General features: G+C 66.6%; 8 protein-coding genes and 2 rRNA genes (1 of these 10 only partly in view). 7 read left to right on the top strand and 3 right to left on the bottom strand.

Features of this window, described 5'->3' with window-relative positions; genetic code table 11:
• A 23S ribosomal RNA gene (locus tag PVT71_RS08875) occupies nucleotides 1-2731 on the top strand (it extends 105 nt beyond the left edge of the window).
• A gap of 173 nt (nucleotides 2732-2904) precedes the next feature.
• Nucleotides 2905-3019: ribosomal RNA gene (gene rrf, locus PVT71_RS08880) — 5S ribosomal RNA — on the top strand.
• 131 nt (nucleotides 3020-3150) lie between these two features.
• On the opposite strand, the gene PVT71_RS08885 is transcribed toward rrf, so the two are convergent.
• Nucleotides 3151-3402: a hypothetical protein gene (locus tag PVT71_RS08885; RefSeq protein ID WP_353471430.1), complete on the bottom strand. Its 252-nt coding sequence runs from the start codon at nucleotides 3400-3402 to the stop codon at nucleotides 3151-3153.
• Between the two features lie 92 nt (nucleotides 3403-3494).
• Between PVT71_RS08885 and PVT71_RS08890 the strand changes: the two genes are divergently transcribed.
• The 3 genes from PVT71_RS08890 to PVT71_RS08900 all read left to right on the top strand — a co-directional run bounded on the left by PVT71_RS08890 (nucleotide 3495) and on the right by PVT71_RS08900 (nucleotide 6516).
• A complete protein-coding gene (locus PVT71_RS08890) occupies nucleotides 3495-4391 on the top strand; it encodes a LysR family transcriptional regulator (RefSeq protein ID WP_353471431.1) in 897 nt (298 codons plus the stop codon).
• An 83-nt stretch (nucleotides 4392-4474) separates the two neighbouring features.
• Nucleotides 4475-5275, top strand: a complete 801-nt coding sequence (locus tag PVT71_RS08895; RefSeq protein ID WP_353471432.1) for a methyltransferase domain-containing protein — start codon at nucleotides 4475-4477, stop codon at nucleotides 5273-5275.
• A 467-nt stretch (nucleotides 5276-5742) separates the two neighbouring features.
• Entirely contained in the window at nucleotides 5743-6516 is a 774-nt protein-coding gene (locus PVT71_RS08900) for an LnmK family bifunctional acyltransferase/decarboxylase (RefSeq protein WP_353471433.1), read from the top strand.
• 14 nt (nucleotides 6517-6530) lie between these two features.
• Here the strand turns inward: PVT71_RS08900 and PVT71_RS08905 are convergent, their stop codons facing one another.
• Complete coding sequence (locus tag PVT71_RS08905) at nucleotides 6531-9746, bottom strand: efflux RND transporter permease subunit (RefSeq protein WP_353471434.1); 3216 nt, start codon at nucleotides 9744-9746, stop codon at nucleotides 6531-6533.
• The gene (locus PVT71_RS08910; RefSeq protein ID WP_353471435.1) at nucleotides 9739-10698 is read right to left on the bottom strand and encodes an efflux RND transporter periplasmic adaptor subunit; all 960 of its coding nucleotides are present in this window, start codon (nucleotides 10696-10698) and stop codon (nucleotides 9739-9741) included. Before PVT71_RS08910 ends, PVT71_RS08905 begins: the two co-directional genes overlap by 8 nt.
• Nucleotides 10699-10985: 287 nt before the next feature.
• Between PVT71_RS08910 and PVT71_RS08915 the strand changes: the two genes are divergently transcribed.
• The gene (locus PVT71_RS08915) at nucleotides 10986-11489 is read left to right on the top strand and encodes a hypothetical protein (protein ID WP_353471436.1); all 504 of its coding nucleotides are present in this window, start codon (nucleotides 10986-10988) and stop codon (nucleotides 11487-11489) included.
• Nucleotides 11486-12835, top strand: coding sequence for a GAF domain-containing protein (locus tag PVT71_RS08920; protein WP_353471437.1), 1350 nt, complete (start codon nucleotides 11486-11488; stop codon nucleotides 12833-12835). The genes PVT71_RS08915 and PVT71_RS08920 overlap by 4 nt, the downstream gene beginning before the upstream one ends.
• Nucleotides 12836-12960: the final 125 nt, after the last annotated feature.

Raw genomic sequence — 12960 nt, forward strand, 5'->3', positions numbered from 1 at the left:
CAGGAATTTCCGAATGGGGCAACCCACCTGAAAGTTCGTTATAATTGCTTCGGCACTTTATAACGGGCTTAAACAGGTACTTTTAACCTGAATACATAGGGTTTTAAGAGCAAACCCGGGAACTGAAACATCTAAGTACCCGGAGGAAAGGACATCAATAGAGACTCCCTAGTAGCGGCGAGCGAACGGGGACCAGCCGAGTCCTGAGAGTGAATAGAATGGTCTGGAAAGGCCAACCATAGCGGGTGACAGTCCCGTATATGAAGCTCGATGGAACGTATCAAGTAGGGCGGGACACGTGAAATCCTGTTCGAAGATCGGAGGACCACCTCCGAAGGCTAAGTACTCCTTACTGACCGATAGCGAACCAGTACCGTGAGGGAAAGGTGAAAAGCACCCCGACGAGGGGAGTGAAACAGTACCTGAAACCGAACGCCTACAATCAGTCGGAGGGACCTCGAGTCCTGACGGCGTACCTTTTGTATAATGGGTCATCGACTTGGTCTATCTAGCAAGCTTAAGCCGTTAGGTGTAGGCGCAGCGAAAGCGAGTCTTAATAGGGCGTCGAGTTAGATGGATCAGACCCGAAACCGAGTGATCTAGGCATGACCAGGATGAAGGTTGGGTAACACCAACTGGAGGTCCGAACCCACACCTGTTGAAAAAGGTCGGGATGAGTTGTGCCTAGGGGTGAAAGGCCAATCAAACTCGGAGATAGCTGGTTCTCCGCGAAATCTATTTAGGTAGAGCGTCATCCGAATACCCCGGGGGGTAGAGCACTGGATGGGTAATGGGGCCCCACAGGCTTACTGATCCTAACCAAACTCCGAATACCCGGGAGTACTAGATGGCAGACACACTGCGGGTGCTAACGCCCGTAGTGGAGAGGGAAACAACCCTGACCTCCGGCTAAGGCCCCCAATTCATGGCTAAGTGGGAAAGCAGGTGGGACGACCAAAACAACCAGGAGGTTGGCTTAGAAGCAGCCATCCTTTAAAGATAGCGTAACAGCTCACTGGTCTAATCAAGTTGTCCTGCGGCGAAGATGTAACGGGGCTCAAGCCATGAGCCGAAGCCGAGGATGCGCATAGCGCATGGTAGCGGAGCGTAGTGTGACATAGCACCTATCCTCTTCTGCATCCTTCGGGATGCAATGGAGGACAAGGTGCTTTCTGTGAAGCCGGGCTGTAAGGCATCCGGTGGAGAGATCACTAGCGAGAATGATGACATGAGTAGCGACAAAGAGTGTGAGAGACACTCTCGCCGAAAGTCCAAGGGTTCCTGCTTAAAGCTAATCTGAGCAGGGTAAGCCGGCCCCTAAGGCGAGGCCGAAAGGCGTAGTCGATGGGAACCAGGTCAATATTCCTGGGCCATGTGGTGGTGACGGATCGCAGGGGTAGTTCTTCCTTATCGGATTGGAAGGGCTGCTGAGCGGTTCCTGGAAATAGCCCCACTTTTAGACCGTACCCTAAACCGACACAGGTGGACTGGTAGAGAATACCAAGGCGCTTGAGAGAACGATGTTGAAGGAACTCGGCAAAATACCTCCGTAAGTTCGCGAGAAGGAGGCCCAGTTTCAACGCAAGTTTTGGCTGGGGGCACAAACCAGGGGTGGCGACTGTTTACTAAAAACACAGGGCTCTGCGAAGTCGCAAGACGACGTATAGGGTGTGACGCCTGCCCGGTGCCGGAAGGTTAATTGATGGGGTTAGCGTAAGCGAAGCTCTTGATCGAAGCCCCGGTAAACGGCGGCCGTAACTATAACGGTCCTAAGGTAGCGAAATTCCTTGTCGGGTAAGTTCCGACCTGCACGAATGGCGTAACGACTTCCCCGCTGTCTCCAACATCGACTCAGCGAAATTGAATTGCCTGTCAAGATGCAGGCTTCCCGCGGTTAGACGGAAAGACCCCGTGCACCTTTACTACAGCTTCACACTGGCATCAGGCCATGCATGTGCAGGATAGGTGGTAGGCTTCGAAGCAGGAACGCCAGTTTCTGTGGAGCCTCCCTTGAGATACCACCCTTGCATTGCTTGATGTCTAACCGCGGACCGTTATCCGGTTCCGGGACCCTGTGTGGCGGGTAGTTTGACTGGGGCGGTCGCCTCCTAAAGCGTAACGGAGGCGCGCGAAGGTTGGCTCAGAGCGGTCGGAAATCGCTCGTTGAGTGCAATGGCAGAAGCCAGCCTGACTGCAAGACTGACAAGTCGAGCAGAGTCGAAAGACGGCCATAGTGATCCGGTGGTCCCAAGTGGGAGGGCCATCGCTCAACGGATAAAAGGTACGCCGGGGATAACAGGCTGATACTGCCCAAGAGTCCATATCGACGGCAGTGTTTGGCACCTCGATGTCGGCTCATCTCATCCTGGGGCTGGAGCAGGTCCCAAGGGTATGGCTGTTCGCCATTTAAAGAGGTACGTGAGCTGGGTTTAGAACGTCGTGAGACAGTTCGGTCCCTATCTGCCGTGGGTGTAGGATACTTGAGAGGAGTTGCCCCTAGTACGAGAGGACCGGGGTGAACGATCCACTGGTGGACCAGTTGTCGTGCCAACGGCAGTGCTGGGTAGCTATGATCGGACAGGATAACCGCTGAAGGCATCTAAGCGGGAAGCCCCCCTCAAAACAAGGTATCCCTGAGGGCCGTGGAAGACCACCACGTCGATAGGCCGGAGGTGTAAGTGCAGCAATGCATTCAGCTGACCGGTACTAATGGCCCGATAGGCTTGATCCGATCCAGGAACAGCAAGGCTGTTCCGATCAGACAAAAGCATACAACCCCTACATTTACTTGACTTGGAAATCGCTGCATCCAGCACGTGAGACGTGTCGGCCCGCAACCTGCTTCGCAGGTCGCTTCCGCCGACCAGACCCACTTGCTGCCTGCAGCAAGTGGGTCTTTCTCGGTTTGGTGGTCATAGCGCAAGCAAAACACCCGGCTCCATTCCGAACCCGGCCGTTAAGTGCTGCCGCGCCAATGGTACTGCGTCTCAAGACGTGGGAGAGTAGGTCACCGCCAAACCTAGCAAGACCCACAAAAACCGTATCTCTCAAAACGATCTCCCGAGCCCATGCCAAACGCGTCGCACCTCTGGTTGCGGCGCGATTTTGCATTTGTGGCGCGGCGCGACCTGCGCCGGTTTCCCCGGAACATCAGAACCTGTCGGGGAAATGCTGCATGAAGCTCTGCACGTCCTGCGCGCCGGAAAAGGCGTCGGGGCTGCGCGCCAGCATCTCCTGGATGAAGTCCCTGCGGGCGCGGTCCTCCTCGCGCGACAGGTCCGCCCGGGTGGTCCACCGGAGCCAGCCGGGGGCAGGGTGGGGCAGGCTGGAGGCGAGGCCGGTGACAAGACCTGCGATCAGCCCCGAGAAGGGAACGGGGCGCGACGGAGCGGGGAAAGCCATGGCGGTGATCCTTTCATCCTTGGTTTGGCAAGAAGGGTAGGCCCGCGCGGCTGACGCTGGTATCGGGCGCGGCGTTGTGTTGCTCTACAGAAATGAAGAGCCGATTCCGCAGCTGGACGGACGTGCGGACCTTCCTCGCGGTCATGCGGGAGGGATCGACCCTCGCCGCGTCGCGCCGGCTGGGGATGGCGCAGCCCACCGTGGCGCGGCGCATCGCGGCGCTCGAGCACGAGCTGGGTCTGGTGCTCTTCGAGCGGGACACGAGGGGCTTCCGCCCGACCGAGGCCGCGCGGTCGCTGCTGCCGCTGGCCGAGCGGCTCGAGGCCGCGGCGGCGGAGTTCGGGGCCCGGGCACATGAGCTGACCCGGCCGCGACCGATCCGGGTGACCGCCTTTTCAAAGAATTTCTCGCCCCGCGTCGCGCAGGTCTTCAGCGACTTCTCGGTGCTTCACCCGGAGGTGCGGTTCGAGTTCCTGCCCGGGGTGCGTCCGCTCGACCTGCTCGCCGGCGAGGCGGACGTCGCGCTGCGGATCACCCGCGCCGCGCCCGACCCGGCGCTCATCTGCCGCAGGATCAGCACCGCGCGCTTCACCGTCTTCGGTGCGCCGAGCTATGCCGCGCGCCACGGGTTGCCGACCTCGCCCGACGCGATGCGGGGCCATGTCTTCGTCACCTACGAGCCGGGGGACATTCCCGCGGTCTACCACGACTGGCTCGCGCCGCATGTCGCGCCCGAACAGATCGTCATGTCGGTGGGCGAGATCGGGCTGCTGGAGGCGGCGATCCTGTCGGGCCGCGCGCTCGGGGTGCTCAACCTGCGCATGGCCGAGGCGGACGAGGCCGCGGGCCGGTTGATCCGCTGCTTCCCGCCGCCCGAGGAGATGTCGGCCGACCATCTTCTGCTCGTCTCGCCCGAGGCCTGGCGGCGGCCCGAGGTGAAGGCCTTCGTCCGCTTCTTCGCCCCCCGCTACGCGGCCTTCTACCGCTAGGGCGCGTGCGTGGCGCGCCGCGGAGCCGGGACCCCGCCTGTGCTATACTGGCGCCATGGTTTCTCTGAAGGGAGGAGGAGATCATGGGCAAAGAGGTGGAGGACGCCGCCAGGGGCCAGATCACGGCCGAAGCGGCGCGGGTCTACGAGGCCTGTTTCGTGCCGGCGCTCTTTGGACAATTCGCACCCTGGCTGGTGGAGGCGGCGGGGCTGCGCGGCGGCGGGCGGATGCTGGACGTGGCGACGGGAACCGGCGTCGTCGCCCGCGAGGCGCTGCGCCACGGCGCGAGCGTGACCGCGGTCGACATCAACGAGGGGATGCTGACGGTGGCGCGGGAGCGTGCGCCCAAGGCCACGTTCCTGCAGGCCGCGGCCGAGGCGCTGCCCTTCGACGACGGCGCCTTCGACGCGGTGACCTGCCAGTTCGCGTTGATGTTCTTCGAGGACCGCGTGGGCGCCCTGCGCGAGATGGCGCGGGTGTGCCATCCCGGCGGGCGCGTGGCGGTGTCGATCTTCGCCGGGTGGGAGGCCTCGCCCGGCTATCGCGATCTCGTGCCCCTTCTGGCCGAGATCATGGGACCCGGGGCGGCGGAGGCTCTCAAGGCGCCGTTCTGCCTTGGCGGCGAGGGGGTGCTCGGGGCGCTGATGGGGGAGGCGGGGCTGGGTGATGTCCAGGTGAGCCGCCGGACCGGCCAGGTGCGCCATGCCTCGCTGGAGACCTGGCTCGACACCGAGATCGGCGGCTGGACCCTTGCCGGGACCGCGACTCCCGAGTCCATGCGCGCGTTGAAGGACGCGGCGGCGGAGCGACTGTCCCAGTACCGCAATTCCGATGGCACGGTGTCCTTCGAGGCGCCGGCGCTCTTTGCCGTCGCGCGGATCTGAACGCCGCGCGGGGACGGGGCAGGGCGGCCTCAGATCGCGGCCCAGTCGGTGAACCTCCACGGAATCGACTTCCTGGGGTCGGGCTGCGGGCGGGTCCAGCGCTGCGGTGTCTCTTCCCTGGTCATCTGTCCTGCCTTTCGGAAAGTGTTTCGCTGGGATCACTCTCGCCGATGCCGGTTTCAGCCCCATTTCGGGCGATGTTTCAATTGTTTCTCCCGAGTGCGGAGCCGGGCGCGCGGCGCCTGCCGATCAGGGTTTATCCCGGTCCCGTGAAATCAAACACTGCTGCAACAATTGCCTGACCATTTTCCGGATGAGCGGCGACGAGATTGATCGGTGCGCCGGATCAATTCCCGCATCACCCCTTCGCGGCGGATATTGGAGAGGCCATCATGCTGAATAAAATCCAATTCGACGGAGCCGGAAAGGAGATTTCGTCCCCCCGGGGCGAGGCCTTTCGATTGGGCATGCCGCACATGGGGGCCTCGGGGCTGCGCCGGTCCTGGCTCCTGCGCGAGGCCTGTCACCGCCACTGGCTGGCGATTGCGGAGCAGGCGGGGGTGAAGCCTTCGGAACTGCGCGACAGGTCCGGCGCGCGGGTGATGGCCTCGGTGGTCGCCTGCACGGTCAACGGTGACGCGCGGGCGTTCCGCGAGGACGACGAGTGCCAGCTGCTGATGACCGAGGTGCCACGCGCGCAAAACGGCTGGCGCAGCCAGTGCGACCTCAGCGCCCGCGGGAAATCGCTGCGGGTCGAGATCATGACCAGCTTTGCGCGCCGCAACGGCCGGTCCAATGCCGAACTCGGCGCCCCCGATCTCGGCGGCGCGTTCCGGGCCGAGCGCGACCATGCCGATGCGCGCAGGACCTGCCTCATCCGGACGCTCGGGCACCATGACCGCGCGCGGGCGGCGCAGGACGACGCGCCGCCGCACCTGTCCTTCGAGATCCAGGAGGACACCCATCTGAACGGCGTCGGCCTCGTGTATTTCGCGATCATCCATGACATGATCGAGCAGGCTGAACGGAATGCCGCGCCGGAATTCGTCGGCCGCTTCGGGATGCGCGACAGGCGCGCGCATTTCTTCGGCAACCTCGACGTGGGCGACCGGCTCGACATCACCGCGCGGGCCAGCGCCAAGGCGCTGTCACCGGCTGCCTGCGTGCTCGTCCGCAGCCATGCCAGGCGCGCCAGCGACGGCCGGGTCATCGCCTGCGCCGAGAGCATCTACGGAGCCTGACCGCCTCCCGCGCGTCAGGTCTTTGCCAGCCGGTAGATCGCCGGGATCACCAGCACGGTGAGCGCGGTCGAGGTCAGCAGCCCGAAGAGCAGCGAGATCGCCAGCCCCTGGAAGATCGGGTCCATCAGGATCACCGCCGCGCCGATCATCGCCGCCAGCGCGGTCAGCAGGATCGGCTTGAACCGTGTCGCCCCGGCCTCGATCAACGTCTCGACGTCGAGCGGCTTCTCGGGGCCCGCGTGGCGGATGAAGTCCACCAGCAGGATCGAGTTGCGCACGATGATGCCCGCGAGCGCGATGAAGCCGATCATCGACGGCGCCGAGAAGGGCGCGCCGAAGAGCCAGTGCCCGAACATGATGCCGAGGAAGGTGAGCGGCACCGGGGTCAGGATCACCAGCGGCAGGCGGAAGCTGCCGAACTGCGCCACGACGAGGATGTAGATCCCCAGAAGCGCCACGCCGAAGGCCGCGCCCATGTCGCGGAAGGTGACCCAGGTGACCTCCCATTCGCCATCCCACAGCAGGCTCGGGCTGCTTGTGTCCTGCGGCTGGCCGTGCATCGAGATGGTGGGTTTCTGCCCGTCGGGCCAGTCGAGACCGTCCAATATGTCAGACGTCGCCAGCATCCCGTAGAGCGGCGACTCGAACTCACCCGCCATCTCGCCCATGACCATGATCGTCTCGATGCCGTTGTGGCGGAAGATCGGGTAGGAGGTGAGCTCGTCCCTGAGCGTGACCACGTCGCCCAGTTCCACCACGCCGCGCCCGCCGGGCAGGGCGTCCGCCGGGACGGGGGTCGAGAGCGCGGTGGCGTCCATCACCCTGTCCGAGCGGTTGCGCGACAGCACGATGGGAATGGGCCGCCGCTCGCCACCGCGATGCGAGTAGCCCACCGTGCCCTCGCCATAGAGCAGCGCCAGCGTGTCGAGCGCGTCGGCCTCCTGCACCTTGTAGAAATCCAGCGCAGAGGGGTCGAGCACCACGCGGCGGCGCGGTGCCTGCACGCCGTAGCTGTCGTCGACATCGACCACGTAGGGGATCTGCACGAAGGCGGCGCGGACGCGCTCGGCGACGCTGCGCCGGGTCTCGGCGTCGGGGCCGTAGACCTCGGCCATCAGCGTCGAGATCACCGGCGGGCCGGGCGGCGGCTCGACCGTCTTCAGCACCGTGCCCTCGGGCAGGTCGAGCGCCTTGAGCTTCTCGCGCAGGTCCAGAGCGATCTCGTGGCTGGTGCGGTCGCGCGCGCCCTTGGGCGCGAGGTTGATCTGCACGTCGCCCATCTCGGGCAGCTGGCGCAGGTAGTAGTGCCGCACCAGCCCGTTGAAGTTGAAGGCCGAGGCGGTGCCCGCATGGGTCTGGGCCGAGAGTGCCTCGGGCAGCGAGAGCGCCACGCGCGCCACCTCCTGCGCCACGGCGGCGGTGGTCTCGAGCGCGCTGCCCTCGGGCAGGTCGATGACCACCGAGAGCTCGGACTTGTTGTCAAAGGGCAGCAGCTTCACGGTCACGTCGCGGGTATAGAGCGCGGCGAGCGAGCCGAAGGACAGCACCGCCACCGCCAGCAGGAAGAGCGCGGCGACCGACTTTCGGGCCAGCAGCGGCCGCGCCACGGCGGCATAGAGCCGCCCCAGCGTGCCGCCCGCCGCGCCGTGCTCGGCACCGTGGTGCAGCGGCGCGCGGCCGGCGATCTTCAGCATTAGCCACGGCGTGATGATGACCGCGACGAAGAAGGAGAAGATCATCGCCGCCGAGGCATTGGCCGGGATCGGGCTCATGTAGGGGCCCATGAGGCCCGAGACGAAGAGCATGGGCAGCAGCGCCACCACCACCGTCAGCGTCGCCACGATGGTCGGGTTGCCGACCTCGGCCACTGCCGCGACCGTGGCGCCGAAGCGGCTCTGTCCCTCGCGCTTCATCGCCCAGTGGCGCGCGATGTTCTCGATCACCACGATGGCGTCGTCGACAAGGATGCCGATCGAGAAGATCAGCGCGAAGAGCGACACACGGTTGAGCGTGTAGCCCATGATCCATGCCGCGAAGAGGGTCAGCAGGATGGTCACCGGGATGACGATCGCCACCACGAGCGCCTCGCGCCAGCCGATCGCCAGCAGCACCAGCACGACGATCGACAGCGTTGCGAGCCCGAGGTGGAACAGCAGTTCGTTGGCCTTCTCGTCGGCGGTCTCGCCATAGTCGCGGGTGACCTCGGTGGCGATGGAGGAGGGGATGATCTCGCCCTTCATCGCCTCGACCCGGTGCAGGATCTCCTCGGCCACCACCACGGCGTTCGCCCCGGCGCGTTTCGCCAGCGCCAGCGTCACGGCGGGGCGCGTCTCGATGCCGTCGGGCCCGTGGGTGACGGTGCTGACGTAGTCCGAACCGGTGTCGGTCTCGAGCGTCACCTCGGCCACGTCGCGCAGGTAGACGGTGCGCCCGTCGCGGGCGGTCAGTTCGAGGGTGCCGATCTCCTCGGCGGTGGTCAGCGTCTCGCCGACCACGAGGCCCACCTGCCGGCCGCCCTCGCGCAGGGTGCCGAGCGGCAGCGAGGTGTTGGCGCCCTCGATCTTGCCCCAGAGCTGCTGCAGGGTGATCCCGTAGAGCGCCAGCCGCGCCGGGTCGGGGTTCACCCGCAGCTGCGGCTCGGTGCCGCCGATGACATAGCTGAGGCCGACATCCTCGATCGCCGCCAGCCGCGCCTCGACCTCGCGCGCGACGCGGGTGAGGTCGGCGGGGGTGACGCCGGTCTGCCCCTCGGCGGGCGAAAAGGTGAGCGCCACGATGGCCACATCGTTGATGCCGCGACCGACGATCAGCGGCTCGGGGATGCCGACGGGGATGCGGCCCAGATTGGCAAGGATGCGGTCGCGCACGCGCAGGATCGCGGTGTCGGACGAGACGCCAACGTTGAAGCGCGCGGTGACCATCACCGCGTCGTCGCGGGTCTCGGAATAGACGTGCTCGACCTCGTCGATGCCCTTGACGATGGTCTCGAGCGGCTCGGTCACCAGCTTGACCGCGTCCCCGGCGCGCAGCCCGTTGGCCTGCACGTGGATGTCGACCAGCGGCACCGAGATCTGCGGCTCCTCCTCGCGCGGCAGGGCGGCGAGGGCGATGAGCCCCACGGCCAGCGCAGCGATCAGGAAGAGCGGGGTCAGCGGCGAGGTGAGGAAGGCGCGGGTGAGGTGCCCGGCCAGTCCGAGGGCCCCGTCGGGGGCGCTTCCACGCTCACTCATCGGACAGGATCACCGTCTCGCCGGGCGTCAGCCCGGTCAGGATCTCGCGCCATGCCGCACCGTCGCGGCGGACCTCGCGGCCCGGCACGACGATGCGCTGCACGGGGCCCGCCGGGGTCTCGACGGTCACCATGTCGAGCCCGGCGCCGCGCGTGAGCGCCGCCTCGGGCACGAGGATCGCCTCCTGCGTGCCGACGGGCAGCCGCACCGGCAGGCGCAGGCCGACGTAGCGCTCCTCGAGCCCCTCGACCTCGACATCGGCCTGCAGCCGCCCGCCCTCGATCTGCGGGTAGAGCTTGGCGATGGTGCCCTCGCCGCCGTCCATCTCGATCCGGTCGCCCTCGGCCAGCGTCCCGGCGAAACGCTCGGGCACCGACAGGCGCAGGAAGGCGCCGCCACTGCCGATCAGCGCGACCGCCTCGCCCTGTCCCACGAAGGAGCCGCGCGAGACCGGAACCGAGAGCACGATGCCCGCCTCGGGGGCGGTGACGCTGCCCTCCTCGATCTGGCGCTGGATCACCCGGCGCTGCGCCTCGGTGGCGGCGATCTGGTTCGTCAGCACGTCGACCGAGGTCTGCAGCGCGTCGAGACGCTGGGCCGAGATCGTGCCGCTGCGCTGCAGGGCCTGGCCGCGCTCGAGATCGGCCTGCGCGTTGGTCAGCTGCGCGCGCAGCGCCTCGGCCTCGGCCGCGAGCGCGTCGATCTGAACCGAGAGCTTCTCGTCCTCGATGACCGCGACCGCCTGTCCGGCCTCGACCCGGTCACCCTCGGTGACCGAAAGCTCGACCAGCGTGCCGGCGATGCGGGCGCGGGCCGGTAGCTCGTTGCGGGTCTGGACCGTGCCGTAGACCGGCTTCCAGTCGGTGATCGGCTCGGTGGCCACGATCTGTCCTCCTGCCGACGCGGCGGCGCCGATGCAGAGCAGGACCATCGTCAGGGCGGAAATTCGCATGGCAGTCCCTCGAATGCGGGTGTTACATATTCTGTAAATTGAATTTGTGAAAAGGTCCAGAAGTTCTTGCCGCACAGGATGGGGAACCCGACGGGCCGGTCAAGAGCGCGGCGCGCCCGGCGCGGGCTGGCCGATCCTTGCGCGCCCGGGCGGGGCAAAGGCGGCCAGAGGCTGCTTGGCCCGCGTCCCCGGAGATTCTGGGCTTGCAAAAATGCCGATCGTTCCGTGCAATCATCGCGGCACCCGAGGGCAGGGCGGCGGATCGCGCGGAGGAGGGACGGAAAGCCATGTCGGACGACTCCCGGACCCTGCCGGATCCCGTGCCCCTGCCGCCGGCGCTGCGGGCGCTCGCGCAGGGAGGCTGCGGCGTCTCGGTGGCAAGTTGCGGGCCCGGGGGCCTGCCGCTGCTCGGCCTCGGCGTCGGCTGCCGCATCGGGGCGGAGGGGCGGGTGCGGGTGCTGCTGCCCCAGGGGCCGAACCACGCTCTGCTCGAGGCGCTGGCCGGCGGCGCGCCGGTCGCGGTGACCTTCACGGCGACCCGCGATCACAGCTCCTTCCAGATCAAGGCACGCGGGGTGCGCCTCTCCCCGGCCTGTTCCGACGACCTGCCCGAGATGGACCGGCAGAATGCGCTCTTCGAGGACGGGCTGGTCGAGATCGGCTATTCGCGGCGTCAGGCCGCGGGCTATTGCGCGCACCAGAAGGCGGATCTCGTCGCGCTCGAGCTCAGCCCCGAGCGGGTGTTCACCCAGACCCCGGGGCCGGGCGCCGGGACGGAGCTCGGGACATGACCGCGCTCTGCCTCGACGGGCTGCGCCCGGCGCTCGAGGGGGTGATCGCCTCGGTCCTTGCGACCTGCGACGCGGCGGGCACGCCGAACGTGTCGATGATCAGCCAGGTGCATTACGCCGGGCCGGGCGAGGTCGCGCTGTCCTACCAGTTCTTCAACAAGACCCGCCGCAACATCATGGAGACCCAGCGCGCGACGGTGATGGTGACCGACCCCGAGACGCTGGCGCATTACCGGCTGCAACTGCGCTACCTCGACACCCGCACCGAGGGGCCGCTCTTCGAGAGCATGAAGGCCAAGCTCGCGGGTATCGCCTCGCACCACGGGGTTGCCGACGTCTTCCGCCTGCTCGGCTCCGACGTCTTCAAGGTCGAGGGCATCGAGATGGCCTCGGCCCCGGTTGCCGCGCCACCGAGCCGGCCGTCGCTGCTGGCCGCGACGCGGCGGGTCTGCGCGGCGCTGGCCGCCTGCGACGACCTCGAGGGGCTCTTCGATGCGCTCACCGGCGGGCTGGCCGCGGATTTCGGCATCGGCTGGTCGATGGTGCTGATCGCCGAGCCCGCCACCGGCCGGCTCTACACGGTGGCGACGTATGGCTACCCGGTGACCGGGGTCGGGGCCGAGGTCGCGCCGGGCGAGGGGGTCATCGGCGTCGCCGCCCGCGAGAACGCGCCGATCCGCATCGGCCACATGACGCGCGAATACCGTTACGGCGCGGTGATCAGCGACGGCGCGCGGCGCAGCGGGCTCTTCAGCGACGCGCCCCGGCTCATTCCCTTTCCCGGCCTTTCCGCGCCGCGCAGCCAGATCGCCCTGCCGATCGCCGAATGCGGTGAGGTGGTGGCGGTGCTCTTCGCCGAATCCGATGAGATCAACCGTTTCGGCTACGAGGAGGAAGACGCGCTCGCGCTTGTCGCGGCGCATCTCGGCGCGCGCATGTCGCTGCTGCGGCAGGAGGCCAGCGACGAGGCGTCCGGGATCCCCGCGCCAGAACCCGCCGGGCAGGACGAGGTCGCGGTGCGGTTCTTCCAGGCGGACCAGAGCGTGTTTCTCGGCGACGACTACCTGATCAAGGGCGTGGCCGGGGCCATCCTCTGGCGGCTCCTGCGCGAATACGACGCGCGCGGCCGGACAGAGTTCACCACCCGCGAGCTGCGGCTCGACGCCAGCCTGCGCCTGCCGACCGCGGCCGAGAACCTCGATGCCCGGCTGATCCTGCTGCGCAAGCGTCTCGACGAGCGCTGCGCCTGGCTGAAGATCGAGAAGGCCGGGCGCGGCAGGTTCCGCCTGCTGCCGAGCTGCCGCCTGATCCTCGAGGAGCCGGGCGCGGCCTCGCCCCCGGCTTAGTGGAGTTTTAGCATTTCTGAGCATTCGGCGAGGGATCACTTAGCATGCCGCCCTTGCCCGCGTGGGGTATCACTCTGGTCACGGACGCACCGGCCGCTCCGACGAAGGAACGCCCCGGCCGTCCG

The sequence above is a fragment of the Salipiger sp. H15 genome (assembly GCF_040409955.1).
GTDB lineage: Bacteria > Pseudomonadota > Alphaproteobacteria > Rhodobacterales > Rhodobacteraceae > Salipiger.